At 72.3% G+C, this 24,762-nt stretch carries 26 protein-coding genes and 1 pseudogene; 14 read left to right on the forward strand and 13 right to left on the reverse strand.

Annotated features, from left to right (window positions below; translation table 11 throughout):
• Positions 1–72: 72 nt before the first annotated feature.
• From M8C13_RS33585 to M8C13_RS33600, 4 genes are all read right to left on the reverse strand, one after another.
• Positions 73–972: an alpha/beta hydrolase gene (locus tag M8C13_RS33585; protein ID WP_252484799.1), complete on the reverse strand. Its 900-nt coding sequence runs from the start codon at positions 970–972 to the stop codon at positions 73–75.
• A 477-nt stretch (positions 973–1,449) separates the two neighbouring features.
• On the reverse strand, positions 1,450–2,427 hold the full coding sequence (locus M8C13_RS33590; protein ID WP_252484800.1) for a YafY family protein: 978 nt from the start codon (positions 2,425–2,427) through the stop codon (positions 1,450–1,452).
• Positions 2,424–3,395 carry a YafY family protein gene (locus M8C13_RS33595; RefSeq protein ID WP_252484801.1) on the reverse strand — a complete coding sequence of 324 codons (972 nt, stop codon included), beginning with the start codon at positions 3,393–3,395 and terminating at the stop codon, positions 2,424–2,426. Before M8C13_RS33595 ends, M8C13_RS33590 begins: the two co-directional genes overlap by 4 nt.
• Positions 3,396–3,496: 101 nt before the next feature.
• On the reverse strand, positions 3,497–4,300 hold the full coding sequence (locus M8C13_RS33600; RefSeq protein ID WP_252484802.1) for a class I SAM-dependent methyltransferase: 804 nt from the start codon (positions 4,298–4,300) through the stop codon (positions 3,497–3,499).
• 115 nt (positions 4,301–4,415) lie between these two features.
• Between M8C13_RS33600 and M8C13_RS33605 the strand changes: the two genes are divergently transcribed.
• From M8C13_RS33605 to M8C13_RS33620, 4 genes are all read left to right on the forward strand, one after another.
• Entirely contained in the window at positions 4,416–4,841 is a 426-nt protein-coding gene (locus M8C13_RS33605; protein ID WP_252484803.1) for a YciI family protein, read from the forward strand.
• Between the two features lie 66 nt (positions 4,842–4,907).
• Positions 4,908–6,164, forward strand: a complete 1,257-nt coding sequence (locus M8C13_RS33610) for an RNA polymerase sigma factor (protein ID WP_252484804.1) — start codon at positions 4,908–4,910, stop codon at positions 6,162–6,164.
• 33 nt (positions 6,165–6,197) lie between these two features.
• Positions 6,198–6,533, forward strand: coding sequence for an SRPBCC domain-containing protein (locus tag M8C13_RS33615; protein ID WP_252484843.1), 336 nt, complete (start codon positions 6,198–6,200; stop codon positions 6,531–6,533).
• A complete protein-coding gene (locus M8C13_RS33620) occupies positions 6,491–7,162 on the forward strand; it encodes an SRPBCC domain-containing protein (RefSeq protein WP_252484805.1) in 672 nt (223 codons plus the stop codon). The genes M8C13_RS33615 and M8C13_RS33620 overlap by 43 nt, the downstream gene beginning before the upstream one ends.
• 186 nt (positions 7,163–7,348) lie before the next feature.
• Here M8C13_RS33620 and M8C13_RS33625 read toward each other — a convergent pair whose 3' ends face one another.
• Positions 7,349–7,594: a hypothetical protein gene (locus tag M8C13_RS33625; RefSeq protein WP_252484806.1), complete on the reverse strand. Its 246-nt coding sequence runs from the start codon at positions 7,592–7,594 to the stop codon at positions 7,349–7,351.
• Between the two features lie 91 nt (positions 7,595–7,685).
• Here M8C13_RS33625 and M8C13_RS33630 point away from each other — a divergent pair, with 91 nt between their 5' ends.
• A complete protein-coding gene (locus M8C13_RS33630; RefSeq protein ID WP_252484807.1) occupies positions 7,686–7,940 on the forward strand; it encodes a hypothetical protein in 255 nt (84 codons plus the stop codon).
• Between the two features lie 247 nt (positions 7,941–8,187).
• Here the strand turns inward: M8C13_RS33630 and M8C13_RS33635 are convergent, their stop codons facing one another.
• Both M8C13_RS33635 and M8C13_RS33640 read right to left on the reverse strand, forming a co-directional pair.
• Positions 8,188–8,517, reverse strand: coding sequence for a hypothetical protein (locus M8C13_RS33635; RefSeq protein WP_252484808.1), 330 nt, complete (start codon positions 8,515–8,517; stop codon positions 8,188–8,190).
• Positions 8,514–9,788: a hypothetical protein gene (locus M8C13_RS33640; protein WP_252484809.1), complete on the reverse strand. Its 1,275-nt coding sequence runs from the start codon at positions 9,786–9,788 to the stop codon at positions 8,514–8,516. The genes M8C13_RS33635 and M8C13_RS33640 overlap by 4 nt, the downstream gene beginning before the upstream one ends.
• Before the next feature lie 301 nt (positions 9,789–10,089).
• Here M8C13_RS33640 and M8C13_RS33645 point away from each other — a divergent pair, with 301 nt between their 5' ends.
• A complete protein-coding gene (locus tag M8C13_RS33645) occupies positions 10,090–10,854 on the forward strand; it encodes a DUF3626 domain-containing protein (protein ID WP_252484810.1) in 765 nt (254 codons plus the stop codon).
• A 4-nt stretch (positions 10,855–10,858) separates the two neighbouring features.
• Here M8C13_RS33645 and M8C13_RS33650 read toward each other — a convergent pair whose 3' ends face one another.
• Positions 10,859–11,959, reverse strand: a complete 1,101-nt coding sequence (locus M8C13_RS33650; RefSeq protein ID WP_252484811.1) for an NAD(P)/FAD-dependent oxidoreductase — start codon at positions 11,957–11,959, stop codon at positions 10,859–10,861.
• 129 nt (positions 11,960–12,088) lie between these two features.
• A complete protein-coding gene (gene pafA, locus M8C13_RS33655) occupies positions 12,089–13,447 on the reverse strand; it encodes a Pup--protein ligase (protein ID WP_252484812.1) in 1,359 nt (452 codons plus the stop codon).
• A gap of 67 nt (positions 13,448–13,514) precedes the next feature.
• Between pafA and M8C13_RS33660 the strand changes: the two genes are divergently transcribed.
• On the forward strand, positions 13,515–15,011 hold the full coding sequence (locus tag M8C13_RS33660; RefSeq protein ID WP_374213239.1) for a bifunctional phosphatase PAP2/diacylglycerol kinase family protein: 1,497 nt from the start codon (positions 13,515–13,517) through the stop codon (positions 15,009–15,011).
• On the opposite strand, the gene M8C13_RS33665 is transcribed toward M8C13_RS33660, so the two are convergent.
• Entirely contained in the window at positions 14,997–15,494 is a 498-nt protein-coding gene (locus tag M8C13_RS33665) for a hypothetical protein (RefSeq protein WP_252484813.1), read from the reverse strand. The two genes, M8C13_RS33660 and M8C13_RS33665, sit on opposite strands and share 15 nt — an antisense overlap.
• Positions 15,495–15,785: 291 nt before the next feature.
• Between M8C13_RS33665 and M8C13_RS33670 the strand changes: the two genes are divergently transcribed.
• From M8C13_RS33670 to M8C13_RS33690, 6 genes are all read left to right on the forward strand, one after another.
• Positions 15,786–16,433 (forward strand): response regulator transcription factor, encoded by a 648-nt coding sequence (locus tag M8C13_RS33670; protein ID WP_252484814.1) that lies wholly within the window; start codon positions 15,786–15,788, stop codon positions 16,431–16,433.
• 162 nt (positions 16,434–16,595) lie between these two features.
• Positions 16,596–16,721, forward strand: coding sequence for a keywimysin-related RiPP (locus tag M8C13_RS45880; protein WP_374213242.1), 126 nt, complete (start codon positions 16,596–16,598; stop codon positions 16,719–16,721).
• 81 nt (positions 16,722–16,802) lie between these two features.
• A complete protein-coding gene (locus M8C13_RS33675; protein WP_252484815.1) occupies positions 16,803–18,626 on the forward strand; it encodes an asparagine synthase-related protein in 1,824 nt (607 codons plus the stop codon).
• A gap of 11 nt (positions 18,627–18,637) precedes the next feature.
• The gene (locus M8C13_RS33680) at positions 18,638–18,895 is read left to right on the forward strand and encodes a lasso peptide biosynthesis PqqD family chaperone (protein WP_252484816.1); all 258 of its coding nucleotides are present in this window, start codon (positions 18,638–18,640) and stop codon (positions 18,893–18,895) included.
• 20 nt (positions 18,896–18,915) lie between these two features.
• Positions 18,916–19,332 (forward strand): lasso peptide biosynthesis B2 protein, encoded by a 417-nt coding sequence (locus tag M8C13_RS33685; RefSeq protein WP_252484817.1) that lies wholly within the window; start codon positions 18,916–18,918, stop codon positions 19,330–19,332.
• 3 nt (positions 19,333–19,335) lie between these two features.
• Positions 19,336–21,042: an ABC transporter ATP-binding protein gene (locus M8C13_RS33690; RefSeq protein WP_252484818.1), complete on the forward strand. Its 1,707-nt coding sequence runs from the start codon at positions 19,336–19,338 to the stop codon at positions 21,040–21,042.
• A gap of 56 nt (positions 21,043–21,098) precedes the next feature.
• Here the strand turns inward: M8C13_RS33690 and M8C13_RS33695 are convergent, their stop codons facing one another.
• The 3 genes and pseudogenes from M8C13_RS33695 to M8C13_RS33705 all read right to left on the reverse strand — a co-directional run bounded on the left by M8C13_RS33695 (position 21,099) and on the right by M8C13_RS33705 (position 24,212).
• Complete coding sequence (locus M8C13_RS33695) at positions 21,099–22,583, reverse strand: alpha/beta hydrolase (protein ID WP_252484819.1); 1,485 nt, start codon at positions 22,581–22,583, stop codon at positions 21,099–21,101.
• A gap of 16 nt (positions 22,584–22,599) precedes the next feature.
• Positions 22,600–22,828: pseudogene (locus M8C13_RS33700) on the reverse strand (ABC transporter ATP-binding protein); the annotation flags it as partial.
• A 148-nt stretch (positions 22,829–22,976) separates the two neighbouring features.
• Positions 22,977–24,212 carry a multidrug effflux MFS transporter gene (locus M8C13_RS33705; protein WP_252484820.1) on the reverse strand — a complete coding sequence of 412 codons (1,236 nt, stop codon included), beginning with the start codon at positions 24,210–24,212 and terminating at the stop codon, positions 22,977–22,979.
• A gap of 60 nt (positions 24,213–24,272) precedes the next feature.
• On the opposite strand from M8C13_RS33705, the gene M8C13_RS33710 reads away from it, so the two are divergent.
• Complete coding sequence (locus M8C13_RS33710; RefSeq protein ID WP_252484821.1) at positions 24,273–24,761, forward strand: MarR family winged helix-turn-helix transcriptional regulator; 489 nt, start codon at positions 24,273–24,275, stop codon at positions 24,759–24,761.
• Position 24,762: the final 1 nt, after the last annotated feature.

Genomic DNA, 24,762 nt, shown 5'->3' on the forward strand with positions numbered 1-24,762 from the left:
GAACGGTTCAGAACGATCGTCTTACCCATCCTTGAACAGCGCCCGGAATCCGCACCGCGGGTAGTCACGGCGTCACAGCCGCAGCGCCCAGTCCCGTGCGACGTCGTACCACTGCGAGGCGGTCCGGTGCAGGTTCAGCGAGTGCCCGGTCTCCGGCACCACGAACGCCTCCAGCGCCACCCCGTCCCCGTACAGCGGCCGCTCCCCCGCCAGCAGCGTCGCCGCGCTGGTGCAGTCGCTGGCCCCCTCCCCGGTGAACAGCACGTCCCGGTCGCCCACCACCAGCAGCACCGGCACGGTGATCCCCGGGTACTCCGCCGGCCCGGGAAAGGTGTCGTAGGCCGGGATCACGTCCGGCTCGGTCAGCTGCTCGTCCAGCGCGACCAGCTGCTCGTCCACGGTCGCCGGGTGCAGGAACAGCCCCGCCCTGGCGCCCGGGATGCTGGTCAGGTACCCGTCGTCCAGCCCCCGGCCGGCGAAGCGCGGGTCCTGGTTCGCCGGGTGGAAGTGCGCGCCGATCCCGGCGAAGACCTTCTCGTTGGGCTGGTTGGTGCCGCCGGTGAGGATGATCCCGTCCACGTCACCCGGATGGCGCAGGGCGAGGCTGAGGGCCAGCGCGATGCTGAACGAGTGGCTCACGAAGACCACCCGGCGGTAAGGAACCCCGTCCACCTCGCCCGCCCGCAACGCCTGGACCACGTGGTGCATCGAGTCGGCGTGCGTGGTGCCCAGCAGCTCGGCGCTCGGCGGCCTGCTGCTGTCCCCGGTCCCGAGCCGGTCCACGGTGAGCACCGCGTGCCCCGCGCCGACCATGGTGTCCACATAGGACGGTCCGTTGGCGCGCACCTGCCAGTAGCCGCGGCCGTAGTAGCCGCCGGGCACCGCCACGTGCACGGTGTCGGCCGGACCGACCGGGGTGCGCAGCTCGCCGGCGATGTGCAGGTCGAGGCCCACCTGGATCCTGACGTCCACTCTGCCCCCATTGCTCAAACTTGAATACCGGCGGCAGAGTATGCCCGACCAGCAACACCCCGGCAAGCCATCGGCCCGGAGCAGTTCGCCCACCGCGCCCCGGCCAAGCCACTCGCCCACCGCCGCCACTCCGCCCGCCGCCCAGCCAACGCCGCCGGTGGCAGCCGCCAGCCCCGGCCGTTCCGGCGACAGCGGTCCCGTCGCGACGGCCCGGCGACAGCGGTCCAACAAGCGGCAGTCCAATGCCGACCGCCCAGCCGCGACCTCTCAGCGGCGACCATCCCGTCCCGACCGCCCAGCCACCGACCGCCCAGCGGCGACCATCCCGTCCTGACCGCCCAGCCACGACCGCCCAGCAGCGGCGGCACCGTCTCGACCGCCCAGCAGCGGCGGCCCAGCGGCGGCTGCCCAGTCCCGGCCGCCCAGTCCCGGCCGCCCAGTCCCGGCCGCCCGGCCGCGACGCCCGCCCCGTCCGGCTCAGTCCACCGGTGCCAGGCTCGCGCGGCGCAACGCCTGCCGCGCCCGCTCCCTGATCTGCCCGGCCAGCTCCTCCGGCCGCTCCACGTGCACGTCCCGCCCCAGCCCCAGCATCAGCCGGACCATCCAGGACTCGTCGGTGTAGCGCATCAGCACCCTGGCCCGGCCGTCGCCCAGCTCGGTCACCTCGTCCACCGGGTAGTACTCGGCCACCCACCGCGCGTCCGGCTCCAGCACCAGCATCGCCACGTGCTGGTCCGGCTCCGGGCGGTACAGGCCCTCGGAGACGTCGGTGGGCTCGGCGTGCGGCGGGGGCGTGGCGGCCTCGGCCAGGACGTCCACCTCGTCGATGCGGTCCAGCCGGAACAGCCGCACGCCCTCGGCCCGGCGGCACCAGGCCTCCAGGTAGCTGCGGCCGTCCACCAGCAGCAGGCGCATCGGGTCCACCACCCGGTCGCTGATCTCGTCCCGGGAGATCGTGTAGTACCGCAGCCGCACCGCGCGCCGGTCCTGCAGCGCCCGCTGCAACGGCTCGCGGACCTCGGCGGTCGCCCGGCTCTCCCGCCCGGCCAGGCCGACCACCACACCGGCGGGCTGGGCCTGGCCCACCGCGGACTCGATCTTGGCCAGGGTGCGGCGCACCGCGTCGGTGTCGGCGACGCCGGGGGTGTCGGCCAGCGCGCGCAGCGCCACCAGCAGCGCGGTCGCCTCCTCGGCGGTCAGCCGCAGCGGCCGGTTCATGCCGGCGTCGTAGGTGACCGTGACGGTGTCCCCGTCGAAGGACAGGTCGATCAGGTCACCCGGCCCGTACCCGGGCAGCCCGCACATCCACAGCAGCTCCAGGTCCTTGCGCAGCTGCTGCGCGGTGACCCCGAAGTCGGCGGCGGCCTCGGAGATCAGCACTCCCGGCCGGGCCAGGAAGTAGGGCACCAGGGACAGCAGCCTGGGCAGCCGCTCGGTGGAGGAGGAGGCGGTCATCGGGCCTCACCCGCCGCACCGGCGAGCAGCTGGTGCACGTGCGTGCGCAGCGACTCCGGTTCCAGCACCACCACATCGGGCCCGTACCCGGCGATCCAGCTGGCCGCCGAGTTCGGGTACACCAGGTCGATCTCCATCACCTCGCCGGCTTCGCCGTCCAGCTCCATCGCCTCCACCGCCTTGGCCCGCCGCCGCAACCCGTGCGCCCGCTCCAGCGCCACCCAGACCCTGGCCGGGGCCGACTGCGGCGCGTTGTCCTGGTCACCGGCGACGAAGTGCAGCAGGTCGACGCCTTCCGGCCGGCGCACCGCCCCGTCCCGCCCGGTGGCCTTGGGGATGCCGACCACCCTGGACAGCCGGAAGCAGCGCGGCGCGTTCCGGTCCCGGTCCTGCCCGACCAGGTACCAGCGCCCGCGCCAGGACACCACGCCCCACGGCTCGACGGTCCGCCGCTCCGGTTCGGGCGCGCTCTGCTTGCGGTAGTCGAAGCTGACCACCTTCCCGGCGTGCACCGCGGCCAGCAGCGGCCCGAACGCCGGCTCGTTCGCCCGCACCTTGGGCTCCACGATCGACGGCGCCGCCTGGTCCACGTCGACCCCGGCCGCGCGCAACTTCACCAGCGCGCCGTGCGCGGCGCCGGTCAGCTCCGGCGACTCCCAGAGCCGCACCGCCAGCGCCACCGCCGCGGCCTCGTCCGGCTCCAGGTCGATCTCGCCCAGCTCGTAGTCCCGCCGGGCGATCCGGTAGCCCTCGGGGTCGAACGCCGAGTGCCGGCCGGTCTCCAGCGGCACGCCCAGGTCGCGCAGTTCGGCCTTGTCCCGCTCGAACATGCGGAAGAAGGCTTCCTGGTTGGCCGCATCGGTGTACCCGGGCACGATCGACCGGATCCGGTCGGCGGTCAGGTACTGCCGGGTCGACAGCAGGCAGAGGACCAGGTTCACCAGGCGTTCGGCGCGGGCAACGGACACCGAAGCAGCTTACGGGTCCGCGCCAGCGCGCTGGGCCGAACGGGCCTTGTTGCTCCCCTCTCTGTGGTACGTGCCCGGTCAAGGACCGGCTGGTGGGCAGGTCAGCGGGTGCCGACGCCGATCAGCGAGTCCGCGCCGAGGTCGTTGATGCCTGCCGCGGCCAGCCGGTGCAGGAAGTCCGCGCGGACCGCCTCCACCTGCCGTTCGGTCAGCCCGGCCAGCCGGGCGCGCATGCCGGTGCCCAGCACGAAGCTCCACGCCAGCTGCTCGTCGATCGGGATGCGCAGGTCCACCTTGCGCACCGCCACCTCCGAGAGCCCGAGCCCGGCCAGCCAGCCGGCCAGCTTCTCCTCGGTGTTGATGCGCTGGGCGGCCAGGTTGACCGGCGAGTTGATCGGCAGCTCCGGCTTGTACACCCGCACCGCGTCGACCAGCTCGGAGCCGAACCCCTCCGTGGAGGCATCCGCCCAGGTGGTGACCACGAACTTGCCACCGGGCCGGACCAGCGCGATCAGCTTGCCCGCCGCGGCGTCCATCTCGGGCAGGAAGAACACGCCGTAGGCGCACTGCACCACGTCGTAGGGATCGCCGTCCGGCGCCGCCCAGACCGTGGCGTCGGCCTGGAAGAACCCGGCCTGGCGGAGCCCGCGCCGGGCGGCCACCTTGCGCGCGTAGGCCAGCAGCTCGCCTGCCAGGTCCAGCCCGTGCACCAGCCCCGCTTCGCCGACCAGTTCGGCCGCGGGCAGCGCGGAGGCGCCTGCCCCGCAGCACACGTCGAGCACCCGGTCGCCTGGCTCGAGCCCGGCCGCCTCCGCTGTCGCCGAGCCCATCGGGCCCCACAGCAGCGGCGACCAGTCCACGAACTCCGCGCGTCCCGCGTCGAACACCGCACCCACATCGGTCATGAACCGATCTTGCCAAAAAAAGACCGGCAGTCGTGTCGAAGTGCGCACTCGCCGATCGACGCACCGGTAGAACGGGGTCCCCACGATCCCGATGATCACGACGAAGGAGTCGACGATGCGTTTCATGGTTCTGGTCAAGGCCAACGAGGACACCGAGGCTGGCGCCATGCCCAGCGAGGCGGAACTGACCGCGATGGGCCGCTACAACGAGGAACTGGTCAAGGCGGGCGTGCTGCTCGCGGGCGAGGGCCTGCACCCCAGCTCGAACGGTGTCCGGATCGCCTTCGACGGCGACAAGCGCACCGTGATCGACGGCCCGTTCGCCGAGACCAAGGAGCTGCTCGCGGGCTTCTGGCTGCTCGAGGTCGGCTCCCGGGAGGAGATCATCGAGTGGGTCAAGCGGGCTCCGATGGAAAGCGGCGAGCTGGAGATCCGCCAGGTGTTCACCGAGGACGACTTCGGCGACGCCATGTCCCCCGAGCTGAAGGAGCACGAGGCGAAGCTGCGCGCGCAGGTGGAGGAGCAGCAGCGCGGGAAGTGACCCCGGCGGCCGCCGGGCCGGCTTGCTGGTTGCCTCGTCGCGGAGGGCCTGCTCTGATGGCCCTTCGTGACGGCAACCGAGGCCCATCGGGCGGTCGAGGCGGTGTGGCGGATCGAGTCCGCGCGGGTGGTGGCCGGTCTCGCGCGGCTGGTCCGGGATGTCGGCCTTGCCGAGGAGCTGGCCCAGGACGCGCTGGTCGCCGCGCTGGAGCAGTGGCCTGAGGAGGGTGTGCCGCGCAACCCGGGCGCCTGGCTGATGGCCGCCGCCCGGCGCCGCGCGGTGGACCTCATCCGCCGCAACGAGAACTACCAGCGCAAGCTCGCCGAGCTCGGCCGCTCGCTGGCCACCGAGCACGAGCCCGACCTGGCCGCCGCGATCGACGAGGACATCCAGGACGACCTGCTGCGCCTGGTCTTCACCGCCTGCCACCCCGTCCTGTCCACCGAGGGCAGGGTGGCGCTGACCCTGCGCATGCTGGGCGGGCTGACCACCAAGGAGATCGCGCGGGCCTTCCTGGTGCCCGAGCCGACCGTGGCGCAGCGGATCGTGCGGGCGAAGAAGACCCTGGCCGAGGCGAAGGTGCCGTTCGAGACGCCGAGGGGCGCCGAGCGAGCGGCCCGGCTGTCCTCGGTGCTGGAGGTCGTCTACCTGGTGTTCAACGAGGGCTATTCGGCGACCGCGGGCGAGGACTGGCTGCGCCCGGAGCTGTGCGCGGAGGCGCTGCGGCTGGGCCGGGTGCTCGCCGGACTGGTCCCGGCCGAGGCCGAGGTGCACGGCCTGGTGGCGCTGATGGAGATCCAGGCCTCCCGCACCCGGGCCAGGACCGGGCCGGACGGGACGCCGGTGCTGCTGCTGGAGCAGGACCGTTCGCGCTGGGACCGGCTGCTGATCGGCCGCGGCCTGGCGGCGCTGGAACGCGCGGAACAGCTCGGCCATCCGCGCGGCCCCTACACCGTGCAGGCCGCGATCGCCGCCTGTCACGCGCGGGCGCGCACCGCCGAGGAGACCGACTGGGTCCGCATCGCCGCGCAGTACCAGGCGCTGGCGCTGCTCACCCCGTCGCCGGTGGTGGAGCTGAACCGCGCGGTGGCGCTGGGCATGGCGTTCGGGCCCGCGGCCGGACTCGAGCTGGTCGAGCAGCTCAGCGAGGTGCCCGCACTGAAGAACTACCACCGGCTGCCGAGCGTAAAAGCCGATCTCCTGGCCAAGCTGGGCCGCCACGACGAAGCGCGGACGGAGTTCCTGCGGGCGGCGGAGCTGACGGAGAACACCAGGGAGCGAACCCTGCTCCTCGATCGGGCGAGTGCCCTGCCCTCGATTTGACAGCCTTCATGAACAACAAGTTATATGGCTTCCATGGCAATTACAAGTGGCTCCCTGGACCGGAACGACAACGCGCGACCCGTCCTGCGCTTCGAGCGCCGGCTGCGCCATCCCCCGGAGAAGGTGTGGCGGGCGGTGACCGATCCGGCCCACCTGAAGCACTGGTTTCCGGCGGAGCTCCAGACCGAGCAACGCATAGGCGCGCCCATCACATTCGTCTTCCCGGGCGCTGAGGCGCCGCCGGGCAGTGGCGAGATCCTGGAGTTCGATCCGCCCCGAGTGTTCGCCTCTCCTGGAAAGACGCAAACTCGCTGGACACGACCGTTTTGCGGTTCGAGCTGGTGCCCGAGGACGAGGGCTGCCTGCTGACTTTCACGCATGCCCTCGGCGGCCCCGGCGACCTGCTGGCCACGGCGCGCCACGCGGCGGGCTGGGACGGCAGGCTGGACGTCCTGGAGGGGGTTTTAGCAGGCCACGAGGTCGAGTCCACCATGAAGGACTGGTTCCGCCGAGCCGAGCGCTACGTCGAGGAGTTTGGGATCGCCACTGGCGAGTGCGTGGCAGTGGCTGACGGCTTCCTGCTGCGGGCGCAACGGGACCTGGTTCACCCGAAAGAGAAGGTCTGGGCCGAGCTGACCAAGGACGACCCAGCCGTCCTCGGCGCCGCTCCCCCGCTGCGCGCCACCCACGGCTACCAGGCCGCGGGCACCGTCACCGAGCTCGACGCCCCCGACGGCCTGACCTACACCTGGCTGCACGAGGACGAACCGGCCGGTGTGGTGCGCTGGCAGCTGACCGCGCAGCCCTTCGGCTCCCTGCTGACCGTCACCCAGACCATCCCAGCCCACCTGGCGGACCTGCGCGCGGTCACCCTGGCCGCCTGGCAGACCCACCTGGAACTGTTCTTCGCCGCCCTGTTCGGCGAGATCCGCTGCCCCTGGCCCACCGACCGCACCGAGGACTTACGCCAGCGCTACGCCAAAACCCTGGACGCCTGACCAAGCCCCGTCCCTGACCGAACCCAGCCCCCGGCTCCCCACCCTCGCGAGCAAACGCGCACCGGCAATCACGCCTTGATCCCGAATCTCGCGAGGGCACCGGGTCCCGCCCCGACCCCGCCCGGGCACAACAAGTTCCCCACCAAATCCGCCCGGCGGACAACCACGCCAGGCGTTCGGCGAGCCCTACGACCAGCACGGCCAACGCGACCCCGAAGCGCCGCTTCCCTGCCCGCGCAACCGGCATCGGCGACCGCTGACCAAACGCTGCCCGATCGCGAAGGCGACGGCGCGAGCGATCGCCGCCGGTGGCAGCACGAACTCGGTGCGCGAGGCCTCGACCTTGGCCCGGATCCGCGGGTTGGTGATCGTGTCCACGATCTCGGTCTCGACGTAGCCGGGTGACACCACGCTCACCCGCAGGTCGGCCACTACTTCCTGGTGGAGGCCCAGTCCTCGACCCCCTGGCGGGCGAGGGCGACCGGCCTCGGTGATGCGGGCGGCCAGCGCTTCCAGTCGCCCGGTGCGGCGCGCACCGAGCACGACCTCGGCGCCGCCTCGGCCAGCAGCAGGGCGTTCTCGCCGAGCGCCGCTGCTGGCCGCGAGCTTCGAGCTGCGCGTCGAACGGGGCCCGGCCGGGTTCTCGGTGGCGGAGCCGACCGAGACCGGTCCCGAGCCGGTCGACCGGCTCGCAGGCACCGCAGGCACCGCAGGCACCGCAGGCACCGCGGGCGCCTACGTGCGGTTCGTCGCCGTGCGCGGAGCGGGTTCGACGTGATCTTCGCCCGCGAGCTGGGCGAAGCGGGGGCGGGCGCACCGAGCCGGTGGCGGCTCTGCGGCCGCTGGAGCGGCTGATCGCGCTGGCCCACGGCTTCGCGGCCCTGGACACCGGCGGTTTCCTGACCGGCTCCCGCCTTGTCGAGGACGACGTCGCAACACGGGCCACCCAGGCTGCGGCCGCACTGATCCGCAGCGGCCAGTCCAGGGACGGACCGTGCGGCGGCGGTGTGGACGGCGGGCTGGGCTCAGTCCTCCTCGTCGAAGGGCTCGTCGCTCCAGCGGAACCAGGCTTCGTCGCCCTGGATGTGCAGCAGGAACTCCGCCACCGGCCCCTCCGGCGACACCAGGCTGAGCGAGCTGGTGATGCGCCGGTAGGCCTGTTCCCAGGCGTCGTTGTCCTCGTCGGACTCGCTCAGTGCGAGCTCCGCGTCGAACAGCGGTTTGACCTCGGCGAAGGCGGGCCGCGGCTGGAACCGGCCGTGCAGCCAGGGAAAGTCCGCTTCGGTGATGACGATCTCGCCGAGCGGTTCCGCGCCCCGGACCAGCCGCCACACCGCACCCGCGTCCAGGTTCACCGCACCTCCGACTCCGGCACCACCCGGGCGTCGCAGGCGTTCACGAACACCTGTTCCGGCCCGCCACCGGCCGGGACCAGGCCCAGCGCCCACAGCGGCGTCCACCGGTCGCCGACCCGGCGGGCCACCAGCTCGCCCCTGGCGACCTGCCTGCCGGGCCGGGCGGCGATGGCGGCCGCCTCGGCCTTCGGCTGGTCGACCGTCACCGCGCACAGCTCCGGCGGGGGCACCCGTGCGGTGCTGAACTGCACGAGCCCGCCGTCCCGATCCAGGAGGAGGTCCGCCCGCAACGGCAACAGCACACCGTCCTTGCGCTGCCGCCAGCTCGCGGAGAAGTCGCCGCCGGCGACCGGGGTCACCCGCAGCTCGGCCCCGAGCGCCCACGGGAAGTAGCTCTGCGCCCGCCGGATCGCGATGTCCTTGGCCGCGGCCGCGTCGATCGGCGCGGTGGCCGGGGTCAGCGGCGGGGTGAACTCGGCCGCGGTGACCTCGCCGGAGGGCCAGTCCAGGTGCACGAGGCCGCGGTTGGCCGTGCCGGTGACCAGTGCGGCGATCAGCAGGGTCTGCCCGTCGGCGCGGCGGATCTCGCGGAGCTGGTAGCCGCCGTCGGGGCCGAGGAACTTGCGCGCGGTCTCGCGCAGCAGGTCCTCCTGCTCCCGGCTGGTGCTGTTGGGCTCCGGCAGCGGCTCCTCGGCCACGGGCCGCACCAGCGCCACGGCCAGCCCGGCCACCACCACGAGTCCGGCTCCCGCCAGCACCCACGGCGCCCGCCGGAACCGGATCGCACCGGCCCGCCGGAACCCGGTGGCCACCCCGCCCAGCACCGCGCCGACCACCAGACCGAGGAGGTTGACCAGCAGCACATCGGAGTCACAGGCCCGCCCCAGCACCGGCAGCAGCGCCTGCGCCAGTCCCACCGCGGCCACCCCGGCCAGGCCCAGCACCAGCGTGAGCCAGAACCGCCGGAACACCACCACCGCGGCCAGGCCCGCCGGGACGAACAGCGCCAGGTTCAGCACGCCCGCGGTGGAGAGCAGCGTGTCCAGCGACGGCACCGCGACCCGGCAGGCGCCGAACGATCCGGTGCCGGCCCGCACCGGCGTCAGCGTGGTCGCCACCACCAGCGCCCCGGCCGCCCCGAGCAGGAACACCGCCCACCACCGGGCCCGGCCTGCCCGTCCCAGCAGCCAGCCCAGCACCGCGAACAGCACGGCCAGGCCGCCGAACACCGGCAGGGCATAGGGCTGAGCCCACAGGTAAGCGCCGATCACACCCGGCATCCTGACAGTCCCCGGGCGCAACCGTCAGCCCGCCGCGCGGCGCGGACCACCCCGTGGCGCGGAACGGTCCGCCCGCGATGCGGCACGGACCGGCCGTGACGAGGAGCGGGCGAGCTGTCTACGCGGCGCGAGCGGCCGTGACGAGGAGCGGAGCGCCTGGTGCGGCGCGGACGGTCTGCGCCCCTGCCGCCGGGGCCGCGCGAATTCAGTGGTCACGTCGTCGAGAATCGCCGGTATGACGGCACTGGATCAGGCTCTCGCTCATGTCGCCGCTCGGTCCGAGGGTGGGCCGATGGCCGGCGATCTGCGGGTCAGCCTCAACTTCCATCCCGACCGGGTGGTGGCGGGGCGGCCGATCCTGGCCATGCTGGGCGCGGACGGATGTTACCGGTCCCAGTTCGAGACCGGGACCAGCAACGGCGGGCTAACCGCGCATCCCGGGGGCGACCGGTGGCGGTGGGAGAGCCGGATGTTCGGCTCCGCCTACGACTCGGTGCCTGCCGCGCAGCGGCCCAAGTACGGGGCGCTGAACTTCCGGCGGCGGGTGGTGGGGGCGGCGCCGCGGTTCGGGTCGGCGCACTTCCGGCTGTCCGCGGAGTCGTTGCGGCGCACCACCTTCTGCTATCCGGACAGCGTGTTCGAGCCGGTGCGGTTCGGCACCGCCGAGCGGATGTCGCTGATCGAGGTGGCGCTGGCGGACTCCCCGGATCCGCTGGATGACTACGTCGAGGCGCAGGTGCACGGGCCGGTGCTGCTGGACCGCGATGTGGAGGCGCTGGTGCTGGACGCCTGCTTCCGGGACACCGAGGTCGCGGAGCTGGCCTCGGCGCTGCCGTGTCCGGTGGAGTGGCATCCGGGGTTCCGGTTGTCCGTGGCGCGGCTGCGGGAGACCGAGGGGTACCGGACGCCGGAGGCGGTCGCGCTGGGGGTGGAGCTGGCGGTGGACGGGGTGCTGGATCCGGCGGCGCTGGGGCGGGCCGCGGCCTCGGGGGCGTACGAGCCGCAGGTGGTGAAGCACCTGTGGCATCACCTGGCGCGGTTCGGGGCGCCGGAGTGAGGGGTCAGTGGGCGCAGCAGGACGGGGTCGGGCGGGGCAGCCGGCGGCGCAGGGTCTTCGCCACGTGGCAGGCGTCCCAGCCGACTCCGCCCAGGGCCGCCGAGTACAGGGCGCGCTGGCCGAGCAGGCCCACGTAGGCCAGGCCCGGGTGGGTGGTGGACAGGCCGTGGCGGTGGCGGGGGTTGCCCGCGCGGTCCAGCGCGCCGAGGGGGCGCAGGTGTTCCAGGTTCGGGCGGTAGCCGGTGGCCAGGATGACCGTGTCGACCTGCTCCGCGCGACCGTCGGGCCAGTGCAGGCTGGTGGCGGTGGCGCGGGTGAACATGGGGCGGGAGTCGGGTTCGCCCCGGCGCAGCGCGGCGCGGAACCCGCCGATGTTGTCCAGCACCTGCTGGCCGACGAGCAGGCCGGAGCGGACCAGGACCGCGCCCAGCGGTAGCCCGCCCAGGTGCTTCATGACCGTCCAGAACGCCTGCGTGTCCTTGCTCTCGGTGATCTTCACCGGCCGGCGGCTGACCAGGCTGACCCTGGCCACCTCGGCCAGTTCGACCGCGATCTGCACACCGGAGTTGCCCGCGCCGACCACGACCACCCGCTGACCGGCGAACTCCGCGGGCGCGCGGTACTCGCCGGCGTGCAGCACCCGGCCGGTGAACTCGCCGAGGCCCAGGTCAGGGCGGTGCGGCGTGCTGAAGTTGCCGGTGGCCGAGACCACCACCGGGGCGTGCCAGGTCTCGCCGGTGGCGGTGCTGACCACGAAGCCGTCGCGGTCGCAGACCACCGAGGTGACGCGCTGACCGGGGTGGATCTCGCAGTCCAGGCCCTCGGCGTAGCGGCGCAGGTAGTCGATCACCTGGTCGCGGCTGGGGTAGTGGCCGGGGTCGCAGGGGAAGGGCAGGCCGGGCAGGGCGTTCAGCCGCGCCGGGCTGAACAGGACCAGGCTGTCGTAGTACATCGGCCAGGAGCCGACCGGTTCCGGACCGGCCTCCAGCAGCACCGGCTGGAAACCGTGGGTGCGCAGCGCGCAGGCGGCGGCCAGGCCGGACTGGCCGCCGCCGATGACAATCGCCCGGCCGGGGTGCCGCGCACGCTGGTTGGTGATCATCATGCCGCGAACCGTACAGCCTACGGTTCGCAAGGGGCAATTGATTTGCGCACGCGGGAGGCGGGGCTGGCCCGGAACGGCCTGAGCCCGGAGCGACAGGTGCTCCGGGCTCAGGTGACAGCTGGCGTGTGGCTACAGCGAGGCGATCAGGCGTTCGACCCGCTCGTCCACCGCGCGGAACGGGTCCTTGCACAGCACCGTGCGCTGGGCCTGGTCGTTCAGCTTCAGGTGCACCCAGTCCACGGTGAAGTCCCGGCCGGCGGCCTGGGCGGCGGCGATGAAGTCACCGCGCAGCTTGGCCCTGGTGGACTGCGGCGGGGTGTCCTTGGCGGCCTCGATCTCGCCGTCGTCGGTGACCCGGTGCACCAGGTCCTTGCGCTGCAGCAGGTCGAAGATGCCCCGGCCGCGGCGGATGTCGTGGTAGGCCAGGTCCAGCTGGGCGATGCGCGGGCTGGACAGCTCCAGGTTGTGCTTGCTCTGGTAGCGCTCCAGCAGCCGGTGCTTGATCGCCCAGTCGATCTCGCGGTCGATCTGCCCGAAGTCCTGGGCCTCCACCGCGTCCAGGGTGCGGCCCCAGAGCTCGATCACCCGGTTCGCGGTGGGGTCGGGCTGGCGCTGGGCCACGTGCTCGACCGCGCGCTGGTAGTACTCCCGCTGGATGTCCAGCGCCGAGGCCTCACGCCCGCCCGCGAGCCGAACCTGCCTGCGACCGGTGAGGTCGTGGCTGATCTCGCGGATGGCCCTTATCGGGTTGTCCAGGGTGAAGTCGCGGAACTGCACTCCCGCCTCGATCATCTCCAGCACCAGGTTCGCGCTGCCCACCTTGAGCAGCGTGGTCACCTCGGACATGTTCGAGTCGCCGACGATCACGTGCAGCCTGCGGTAGCGCTCGGCGTCGGCGTGCGGCTCGTCGCGGGTGTTGATGATCGGCCGGGACCGGGTGGTGGCGCTGGAGACGCCCTCCCAGATGTGCTCGGCGCGCTGGGACAGGCAGAACACCGCGCCGCGCGGGGTCTGCAGCACCTTGCCCGCGCCGCAGATCAGCTGCCTGGTGACCAGGAACGGCAGCAGCACATCGGCGATGCGGGAGAACTCCCCCGCCCGCGCGACCAGGTAGTTCTCGTGGCAGCCGTAGGAGTTGCCCGCCGAGTCGGTGTTGTTCTTGAACAGGAAGATGTCGCCGCCGATGCCCTCGTCGGCCAGCCTGCGCTCGGCGTCGACGAGCAGGTCCTCCAGGATCCGCTCGCCCGCCTTGTCATGGGTCACCAGCTGGGTGAGGTCGTCGCACTCCGCGGTGGCGTACTCCGGGTGCGAGCCGACGTCCAGGTAGAGCCGGGAGCCATTGCGCAGGAACACGTTGGACGACCGGCCCCAGGACACCACGCGACGGAACAAGTACCGCGCCACCTCGTCAGGGGACAGGCGTCGCTGTCCGTGGAAGGTGCAGGTCACCCCGAATTCGGTTTCGATGCCGAAGATCCGCCGCTGCATGTGTCCACAGTAGGCGCTAGCGGCGCGTCTGACCGGACTCCATCCGGGCGCCAGTTAGCGTGTTGTTGTGTTCGAGTGGTTTCGCAGGGTGTTCGAAGATGTCGACAGCACGGATCGTGACCTCGTTCGGCGTAGCGCCGACCTGCCACGATCCGCCGCTGACCCGACGCTCAAGGTGATCACCACCGCCGCCAACCACAGTCTGCTGTGGTTCGCGGTGGCGGCGGTGCTCGCGTCCAAGAAGGGCCGGACCCGGCGGGCCGCGTTCCGGGGGGTGGTGGCGATCGCGGGGGCCAGCGCGAGTGCGAACCTGATCGCCAAGCCGCTGTTCCCCAGACGCAGACCGGCGGCCGAGCTGGTGCCGGCGTACCGGCGCATCCCCGACCCGCCCACCTCCTCCTCCTTCCCGTCCGGGCACGCCGCCTCGGCCGCCGCCTTCGCCACCGCGGTCGTCATGGAGGCCCCGGCCGCCGCCGTGGTGGTCATCCCGCTGGCGGCCACGGTCGCCTACTCCCGGGTGCACACCGGCGTGCACTGGCCCAGCGACGTGGCCGCGGGCGCGGTGCTGGGCGCCAGCATCGGCCTGGCCACCCGGCACTGGTGGCCGTTGCGCCGGGAGTCCCCCTCCGAGACCAGGCACCAGACCGAGGCCGCCGCGCTGCCCGAGGGCGAGGGCCTGCTGGTGGTGGTCAACCCGAACTCCGGCGACGACTCGTTCAACCAGAGCGAGGAGGTCGCCCGCAACTGGCCCAAGGCCGCCGTGGTCGAGCCCAGCGAGCGCGAGGACCTGCTGGAACAGCTGCGCCGGACCCTGGATTCGGCGGACCAACCCATCCGCGCGCTGGGGGTGGCCGGCGGTGACGGCACGGTCGCCGCGGTCGCCTCGATCGCCGCCGAGCGCGGCCTGCCGCTGGCCGTGCTGCCCGCGGGCACGCTCAACCACTTCGCCAGGGACGTCGGCGCGGAGGACGCGGGCAGCGTGGTGCGCGCGGTGGACAACGGCTCCGCGGTGGCGGTGGACCTCAGCTCGGTGATGGTGGACGAGCGGCCGCGCCGCTGGTTCGTCAACACCGCCAGCCTGGGCGGCTACCCCGACATGGTGCGGCTGCGGGAGAAGTGGCAGGGCCGCTGGGGCAAGTGGCCGGCCGCGGCGGCCGCGCTGGTCCGGGTGCTGCACGCCTCCCGTCCGCTGAAGGTCCGCATCGACGGCGAGACCAGGCAGGTGTGGCTGCTGTTCGTCGGCAACGGCTCCTACGAGCCCAAGGGCTTCGCCCCGACCAGCCGTCCCCGCCTGGACGACGGCCTGCTGGACGTGCGCTACGTGCGCGCGGACATGCGCTGGTCCCGCACCCGGTTCGTGCTGGCCGCGCTGACCGGGGCGCTGCACCGCAGCCGCACCTACTGCCAGCAGGACCGGCCCGAGGTGCACGTGGAGGTGCTGGGCAACAAGGTCGCCATCGCCACCGACGGCGAGGTGGGACCGGAAGGGCGCCACTTCCGGTTCACCTCACACGTGGCCGCGCTGGGCGTCTACCGCGAGACCGACGGCTCAGCCGAGCTGTGACCAGGTGTGGTCGCTGCCGGTGAACCGCTTCACCGGGGCGCCGTTGGCGGAGAAGAAGTAGGACCGGCTCGGCGCCTCGCCGAACCCGCCGACGACCAGTCCGTCCATGTTCCAGTTGTCCGGGCCCTCGGGCCAGGAGGGGTGGGAGACCAGCCGGATCTTCATGCCGGTCACCTCGCAGGAGTTCGCCGTCCAGTTCGGGTCGGCGAAGGCGACGCTGCGGTGGTGGGTGGAGTTGCCGCCGAAGCCGCCCCAGACCGGCTGGAGCGGGACGTCGCCGTGCCGGGTGGTCACCCAGATCAGCAGCTCGGAGTTGCCGCGCAGGTCGTCACCGCCGGTGCGGAACTCCAGGTTGAACGCGCGCAGGTTCGTGCACGGACCGATCGGTCCGGCGGCGGCTGACGGGGCGGTGGCGGCGAGCGCGCCGAGGGTGAGGGCGCTCGCGGTGAGCGCGGTGGCCAGGCGGCGGGATGTGCTGGTCATGCGGTGAGTCCTTCCTGGTCGCGAGCCCGTGGGAGCGGGCTTCCTGACCAGGTGTAGCTGTGCGGGAGTTGACCAGGAAGGCGGCGTTGACCAGCCAGGACAATCCTGGTCAATCCCCCGTCCACCGGCAGCCACACCGGCCGGCGCGCGAGCCAGTGGACTCCGTCGCCGCGGTGACCCGAACGCGTGAAGATCAATCGAGCTCCCGGCTCTGCCGTAACGGGGGGCCCACAACGATCGACAGCCTGGGCACTGATCAAGCAACGATCGTTGCGGGTCCCCTCAGGAAAGGTGGCCGAAAGTGTGAAATCGGTTCACTCGGGTGGTCTTGTCATCGCGGTGTTGGACGAGCGGCCGGTAATCCGGCACGGCGTGCCCCAGTTGCTTCGCGGGATGCCGGAGATTCACTGCGTGCGGTCCTTGGCCGATGTCCCCGAACCTGACGACGTGGCGCAATACGACGTCATCGTGTGCGGTATTTATTCACGGGACAGCCTGGCGGCATTGCGGAGAATTCACCATCTCGCCGGGCGGTCCCGGCTGGTGCTGCTGGCCGACTCGCCCACCCTGCTCGCCACGTTGCTGCTGGCCGACTCAGGCGCGCACGGCTACCTCACCACCGACGCCAGTGGCCAGGTGCTGCGGGAAGCCGTGCTGGGCGTCTGGCGTGGCCAGCTCTACGTGGCCAGGTCGGTCGCCGACCTGCTCAGGGACAGTGCCACGGCGGTGCTGAAGCCCCGCCTCGCCCCCAGGGAGGCGCAGGTGGTGCGGCACATCGCCGCGGGGCTGACCCATGCCGCGACGGCGCGCCAGATGGGAGTCAGCGTGGCCACCGTCGAGACCTATCTTCGGCGAATTCGCAACAAATACGCGATAAACGCGCCCCGGGATCTGGTGCGGCTGGCGTGGCAGGTCGATCTTCAGCGGTTGTTAGGGTAGCCATGCCAATGCGCCGCGCGAGTGGATGTTCGCGTCATCAGATCTGAGGACTGTCGACCGGCCTTCGATTTCGGAAAGGTCCTCCGCGAACAAGTGCGACGAGAGTTCGTCGCAGTGGATCGCCTGTTCGTGGGAATGGACATGGAAAGGAGGTGTATCGCAATGCGTGGCAAGCGACGTGCATACGAGCGTCCGACCCTGACCGGGGCCGGCTCGTTCACCAGGAAGACCGGTCTCGGTGTGACCGGCGGGCCGGAGCACATCCTGGTTCTGCCGAAGAGGCCGTGACCGACGGTCCACAGCCCGGGTGGCGGTGAAGTCCACACCCCCCACCGCCACCCGGGCGCCGCGACACAGAAGGACGGGCACATGGCACTCGAGCTGGATGATCTCGACGCCTGGCTGGTCGCGCTGCCGGACTGCGACAGCGCCACGCCGATCGACCACGCGTTGCTGGGGCAGGCGAAGCAGCGACGGTGCCATCCCTCGGGACGGCCCTGGCTACTGGGGCGCTGGGCCGAGGACGCGGTCCTCGCCTACGCCGGCGACACCGCGCTCGCGGTGTTCGGCGACCACGCCGTCGATCCCGGCGAACTCCAGCGGATCGCGGACCGGACGCGCACCCTCGCCGACCTCGACCGGCTGGCCGGGTCCATGGTCGGCAGTTTCCACCTGATCGCCTCGGTCAACGGGCGGGTCCGGGTGCGGGGCACGATCAGCTCGCTGCGCCCGGTCTACCGCGCCGTCGTCGGTGGAGTCGCGATCGCCTCCGACCGCGCGGACGTGCTGGCCGGTCTGCTGGAGGCCGGCGTGGACGAAAACCGTCTCGCGCTGCACCTGCTCGGCCCGTTCGGGCTGTACCCCCTTGCCGGGCAACCGGTCTGGACCGGAGTGTCCATTGTGGACACAGGCTGCGACCTGCTGCTCGATGAGCACGGCCGGGCCAGGACCCGGCGGTGGTGGACCCCGCCGGAGCCGGTGCTGCCGATGCGCGCCGGCGCGGCCGAGCTGCGGGCCGCGCTCAGCGCGGCGGTGACCGGGCGGCTGCGCAACGACACCTTGGTCAGCGCCGATCTCGGCGGAGTGGACTCCACCGCGCTGTGCTGCCTGGCCGCGCACGGCCCCGGCACCGTGGTCGCCTACACCACCACCGACCGGGACCCGCTCGGTGACGACGCGGACTGGGCACGGCGCACGGTTTCCGCACTGGACACCGACATCGAGCACCACGTCATCCCCGCCGGCGAACTGCCCCTGGGCTATGACTCGCTGCACGAGCTGACCGATCCCTTCGACGAGCCCTGCCGCACCGCCGTGGACCGCAACCGGTGGCTGACCATCGCCCGTGCCGCCGCCCGCCGCGGCTCGCGGCGGCACTTCGCCGGCTTCGGCGGGGACGAGGTGCTGGCCGGCTCACCGGCCCACCTGCACGGGTTGTCGCGCACCGACCCGCTGCTCGCGCTGAGCCGGTTGCGCGGTTACGTGGCGCTGAACCGGTGGTCCTACCGCGACACCGCGCGGCAGCTGCTGGACCGACGGCCCTACCGCGCGTGGCTGGCCGAGGCCGCCGACCGGCTCACCGGCCCGCCGCCGCCCGCGGACTCACCCGGTCTGAGCTGGGGCCGCCAGCCCAGGTTGCCGTCCTGGGCCACCCGGGACGCGGTCGGCGCGGTCCGCGACCTGATCCGCGAGGCCGCGCGCACCGCGGAGCCCCTCGCGGCGGGACACGGTCAGCACGCCGAGCTGGAGGGGATCCGCGCGGTGTCCAGGGTCATCCGGCAACTGGGGCAGATGGCCGCCCGGATCGGCGTCACCCTGGCCGCGCCCTACTACGACGACCGCGTGCTGACCGCGGGCCTGGCCGTCCGCCCGGCGGACCGGATCACGCCGTGGCGGTACAAGCCGTTGATCGCCGAGGCGATGCGCGGCATCGTGCCTGCGGCCAGCCTGACCAGGACGACCAAGGCGGACGGCTCCCACGACGCCTACCAGGGACTCCGGGAACACCGCGCGGCCGTGCTGGAGCTGTTCGAGGACTCCCGGCTCGGCAGGCTCGGCCTCATCGACGCCGGCGCGCTCCGCGAGGCCCTGCACCGGCCGGTGTCGGTCGCCGAGGAGATCGCCGCGCTCAATCCCGCGCTGTCGTGCGAGCTGTGGCTGCGCGCGCTCGAACCGCGGCCCGGCCACGACTGAAAGGACCGGAGATGGCGATCAGACTGCGCGCCGGCGTGCTCGACGCGGAGACCGAGTACGGAACGGTGCTGCTCGACGAGGACAGCGGGGAGTACTGGGAGCTGAACCCGACCGCCACGACCGTGTTGCGCACGCTGCTGGCCGGTGGCACCCCCGAGGGCGCGGCCGCGGTGCTGAGCGAGGACTACGCCGTCGACCTCGCCGCGGCCACCAGGGACGTGGACGAGCTAGTCCAAGCCCTGGTGGCGGCCAGGTTGATCGCGCGCTGAGCAGAAGCGGAGGACCTGTCATGACCATGCCCGAAGCCGTTCCGTACCACCCGCGCGAGGTGCCGCTGCCCCGGCGGCTGCTGGTCTGGGCCGTTGTGCCGGTCGCCCGGCTGCTGGCCAGGGCGCGGCCCCGGCGGATCCGTGCGGTGCTCCGGGTGTTGCGCACCGGCGCGCGGCCGGCCACCTTCGACGAGGCGCTGGCCGCCCGGCAGAGCGTGGTCGCGGCCAGTCTGGTCTGCGCGGTCCGCGAGGGCTGCCTGCCCAGATCGCTGGCCGTGGTGCTGCTCTGCCGCTTGGCCGGGCGGTGGCCGGAGTGGTGCGTCGGGGTGCGCACGCTGCCGCCGTTCGGGGCGCACGCCTGGGTCGCCGTGCAGGGCGTGCCGGTCGGCGAGGACTACCCGGCGGACTACTTCCGCACGTTCTTCACGGTGTCGTGACCCATGCCCGAACCAGACCGCGCCCGGCTGCGTGATGTGTTCCGGCTGCTGCGGGGACAGCGGCGGTGGCTGGCGCTGGCGGTCGGGTTGACGCTGATCGGGTCCGCGCTGGCGCTGGCCCAGCCGCTGGTGGTGCGCCAGTTGATCGACCGGGCGCCGGCTGAACTGGGCGGTTTCGGCCTGCTGGTGGCGTTGTTCCTCGGACAGGCGGTGCTCCGGGCGGCGGCGCACTACCTGCTCGCGCGGGTCGGCGAGGGTGTCGTGCTCGACGTGCGGCTCGGCCTGGTGGATCGGGTACTGCGGCTGGCCATGCCCGTCTACGACCGGCACCGGGTCGGTGACCTGCTCTCCCGGGTGGGTGCGGACGCGGCGATGTTGCGACCGGCCGTGGCCGACGGGGTGGCCGGCGCGGTGACCGGCGCGGTCGGCCTGTGCGCAGCCGTGGCGGCGATGATCTGGCTGGACGGCGTGCTGTTCCTGGTGGTGGCGGCGACCGTGACCGCCTCGGCGGTGGTGGTCCTGCTGGTGCTGCGCCGGATCCGCACGGCCGCGCTGCTGGCCCAGCGCTCCACCGGCCTGCTCGGCGCGGACCTGGAACGCGCGCTCACCGCGATCCGCACGGTGCGGGTCAGCCGGGCCGAACAGCGGGAGACCGAGCGCCTGGCCGGTCACGCCCGCCTCGCCTACCGCGCCGGGCTGCGGATGGCTCGGCTGCGGGCCGCGGCCGGACCGGCGGGCGACCTCGCGGTCAACGGCTCCCTGCTGGCGGTGCTGGTGATCGGCGCGGTCCGGGTGGTCGACGGCGCCGGCTCGATCGGCGAACTGGTCGCGTTCCTGCTCTACCTGACCTACCTGATCGGACCGGTCAACGCGATCTTCGAGGCGGCCGGAGTGATCCAGGAGTCCACCGGCGCGCTGCAACGGATCAACGAGGCCCGCGCGCTGCCCCGCGACCCGGGCGTCGACCGACCGGCCAGCGCCCGCCCGGCACCGGGCGAACCACCGAATCCCTTGCCGGCACTGGAGTTCCAGCAGGTCTGGTTCGGCTACACCGGCGACCGTCCTGCCCTGCGCGGGGTGTCCTTCCAGGTTCCCCGGCACGGCCTGGTGGCGCTGGTCGGCCCGTCCGGCGCGGGCAAGTCCACCGTGTTCGCCCTCGCCGCCCGCCTGCACCGGCCCGATCGCGGCCGGATCCTGGTGCGGCACAACGGTTCGCGGACCGCGCTGCTGGAACAGCACCACCCGCTGCTGCACGGAACCCTGCGGGAGAACCTGACCTACGCCGCACCGGAGAGCAGTGCCGGGGACCTGCGCCGGGTGGTGGAACTGGCCGGACTGACCGAGCTGGTGACCCGCCTGCCCCGCGGCCTGGACACCGAGGTCGGTGAACACGGGACCAGGCTCTCCGGTGGGGAACGTCAGCGCGTCGCACTCGCCAGGGCCCTGCTGACCCGGCCCAGCCTGCTCCTGCTGGACGAGCCCAGTTCCCAGCTGGACACCGAGAACGAGGCGGTCCTGCGCCGGACCATCGAAGAGGTGGCCAGGGAGTGCGCGGTGCTGGTCGCCGCCCACCGGTTCTCCACGGTGGCCGGGGCGGAGCAGGTGGTGCTGCTGGACGAGGGCCGGGTGGTGGCGGTGGGCAGTCACCAGGAGTTGGCGGGCGCCCACCGCCGCTACCGCGCCTTCGTCAACGGCGCGGGCCCGGCCTGACCTGCGTTGGGCTCCCGCCCGGCGGCAAGTGCGACGTCAAGGCCCTCGCCGTCCACTCAGTCCGCGTGGCAGGTGAGGTCGGTGCCGGGCAGGGCGCCGTCGCGGAAGTAGGTGTTCACCGCGTTCTGCACGCAGGCGTTGGGCAGCCGGCCGAAAATGCCGTGCATCCGCACATCCTGGAGGGTGACCAGGCGGGAAGCGGGCATCGCCCGGTGCAGGTTCACCCCTTCCTGGTAGACGGTGCGGGTGTCGCGGGTGGCCTGCAGGATGAGGGCGGGGACGTTGTTGCGCACGGTTGTCCGTGGTTCACGGGGCGATGGCCAGAACGCGCACGCCGTGATGTTGTTCGCGTACGGCCCGAACACCGGCTGATCGGCTCGGCTGCGCTGGATGTTGCGCCAGTACCATTCCGGATCTCGTGGCACGGCGGCGTCGCCGCAGATCACGGCCGCCTGGCTGGACAGGTCCTGCGGCTGGCCCCGCAGCATGAAGCGCAGCTCGTCGTCGAGGTCCTTGCTCGGCTGGACCGGCTTGCCCGTGGCCGCGTCAGCGATCTGCCGCACCCGTTGGGACAGGTGCGCGTTGTAGCGGGCATCGAAGAGCAGCGTGAACAGCGTCATGGGCAGGAAACGTTCGTCGAGGAGGTGGTCGCCGATGCGGATCGGCGACCTGGCCGCCTGCCTGATCAGGCCCTCGACCAGGGCCCGCACCTGCGCTCCGGTGGCGCCGAGGTGGTATTCGTGGTCGCGGGCCGCGGTCCAGCTCGCCCACTCCTCGAGCGCGGCTTCGTTGAGCGGCGCGCTGTTCCTGATCGACCCGATCATGTACGCGGTCGGGTCGATCGCGCTGTCCAGCACGATCCGGTCGCTGCGGTGCGGGAACAGCTGGGTGAAGACCGCGCCGAGGTAGGTGCCGTAGGAGTAGCCGAGGTAGGACATCTTCGCCTCGCCCAGGGCGCCACGGATGACGTCCAGGTCCCGCGCGGTGTTGCGGGTGGTGATGTGGGCGATCCGGTCGCCTTCCTGCCGCGCGCACCGCTGGGCGAGATCGGCCTGCGTCCGTACCGCCTCGTCGAAGGAGGCCCGGTCCGGCCCGGCCGACCAGAGCATGTGTCCGATGGGCCACGCGCAGTCGATCGGCGCACTCCGCCCGATGCCCCTCGGATCCATCCCGATCAGGTCGTAGCGCGAGGAGACCTCGGCCGTCATCGCCCCTTTGATGTGCAGCATGAACTGCAGGCCCGCGCCGCCGGGACCGCCGGGGTTGGAGAGCATGATCCCGCGTCGGTTCCCGGTGTCAGTCGCCTTGAGCCGTGAGATCGCCACCTGGATCGTGCGCCCCTGCGGCATTGCGTAGTCCAACGGCACGGTGATCCCGGCACACTGGGCGCCTGCCTGGTCCAGTGCGGCATCCCCGCAGGCCGCCCACTCGACGTCCTGCTGGTAAAAGCGAGCCAAACCGTCGGCGTCGGCGACCGCGGTCCCGGTCAGCAGCCCAGCTGCCACCGCCAGCGTGGTGAGTACAGAAATTACCCGTCGCATTTTTGTGTCCCCATTGCTCGGTCAAGCCGACCGCCGCGACGAGTTCGTCGGCGGCCCACGGCCGTGTGATCCGCTCGGTGGAGTAGCAGGCGTAGCACGAACCCAGATGCGCGAGCAGCTCCCGCGTCCGCCACTCCGTTCGGCCCCAGCAGCGCCACCAGCTCACCTTGGCGCACCTGGAAAGTCACGTCGTGCAGGACGTCGGTCGTGCCATAGCGCACGCGACACGCGCGCCCTGAGGTCACCCTGATCGATACCCGCCAGCCCGTCCCCGCGCCCCTGGGGGCACGGGAACCTCATCGAGCATGTAAGCAACCGTAGTTGACTAACTCGGGTTAGTCAACCGAAGTTGCTAACTGGTGGCGGCGAGTCCGAACGCGCCGCAGGGCCGCGCTACGAGTGATCCGCGGCCAAGCCCGCTGGTTCGGACTTCGGTTCCGCGGTGTCCTCTTTCGTCAGCAGCAGTGCGAACACGGCGAGCAGGGTGCACAGGGTCATGCCGGCGAACAGGGGCACGGCGGTGTGTTCGCCCGCGATGCCCATGAGGGGAGCGACAGCCGCGCCGAGGACGTTCTGCAGTGTGCCCAGCAGGGCCGATCCGGTTCCGGCCGCATGGGGCACGCGCTCGAGAGCCAGCCCGGTGGCGGTGGCGAAGACCTGGCCGAGTCCGATGAAGCCGACGCCGACGAGGCCCAGGACCCACACCCGGGTGAGCTGCCCGGTGACGGTGATCAGCAGAGCGGTGGCGCTGGCCGCCAGCAGGATGGCCAGCCCGGCCCGCAGCAGCAGTCGTGGGTGGTAGCGGCCGACCAGGCGGCTGGTGATCAGGGTGGAGGCGGTGGCGGTGAGCGCGCCGATCGAGAAGACCGTGGACGCGACGTTGACGCTGAAGCCGAGCACGTTCTGCAGGAGGAACGGCGAAGCGGCGATGTAGCAGAACAGGGCAGCGGTGGCCAGGCAGAAGGCGAAGGTGTAGCCGAGGTAGGAGCGGTCGGCGAGGACGGAGCCGACAGCCCGCAGAGTGCTGCCGTCGCCGTCGGTCCGGCGGCGATCGGCGGGGAGGGTCTCGGGCACCCACCACAGCGCGGCCAGGAACATCAGCGCTGAGGTGCCCGCGAGCACCCAGAACACCGCGCGCCAACCGCCCGCGCCCTCGACCACGAGCCCACCGGCGATGGGCGCCACGATGGGGGCAATGCCGCCCAGTCCCATCAGCAGGCCGAAGAGCCGCGCGGCGGCGGCGCCGGTGGCGATGTCGGTGACCACGGCACGGCCGATGACCACCCCGGCGGCGCCGGTGAATCCCGTGACGAACCGCAGGCCGAGCAGCACCTCGATCGAGGGGGCGACGGCGCACAGCGCGGTGGCCAGGGTGCAGATGCCCGCGCCGAGCAGGATCGGCCTGCGTCGTCCGTAGCGGTCGGAGAGCGGGCCCAGCACCAGCTGGCCTGCCGCCAGGCCGATGAGGAACGCGGTGAGGGTGAGTTGGACACCCGCGGCGTCCGTGCCCAGCTCGTGGGCGATCACGGGAAAGCCCGGCAGGTACATGTCGGTGGACAGCGGTACCACGAACGACAGCAAGGCCAGTGTCGCGGTCAGTGCGGCCGGCGGGGAGGCGGGCGTGGCCAAGGTGGCTCCTCGTACGAGATAGGTACAAGTATATATCTATATCTACTGCTATGCTCGGGTATGCGCAAGACCGATTCCGCGACCGACCGCGAGGTCCTGAAGCGTGAGGCCCGAGAGTTGACCCCGGCGCTCTACGCGCTCGCGCGGGTGCTGCGTTTTCGCGGGGTGAACGAGGCCGGGCTGCCGTCGCTGGCTCCCTCGGAGCTGGAGGTGCTGCGGTACGTGCTCGACACGCCCGGCACGGGGACGCGAATGCTGGCCCAGGAACTGGGCTTGCATTCCAGCAACGTCAGCGCGGTGGTGCGCGGACTGGTCGCGCTCGGCCTCCTCCGCCGCGAGACCGATCCGCGTGACCGCCGCGCCGTGCGGCTGTATCCCACCCGGGACGCCGAGCACGGCATGGCGTTGATCGAGGACGCCTGGGCGGGCATCGTCGCGGACGGGATCGCCACGATGGCTCCCGACCAGCGGACCGCCTTGGCGGCCGCGGTGCCTGCCCTGCGCGCGCTCGGCTCCGCGCTGCGGGAACGCCGCACGGCTCGTGGTTGAC

The organism is Crossiella sp. SN42, assembly GCF_023897065.1.
Taxonomy (GTDB): domain Bacteria; phylum Actinomycetota; class Actinomycetes; order Mycobacteriales; family Pseudonocardiaceae; genus Crossiella.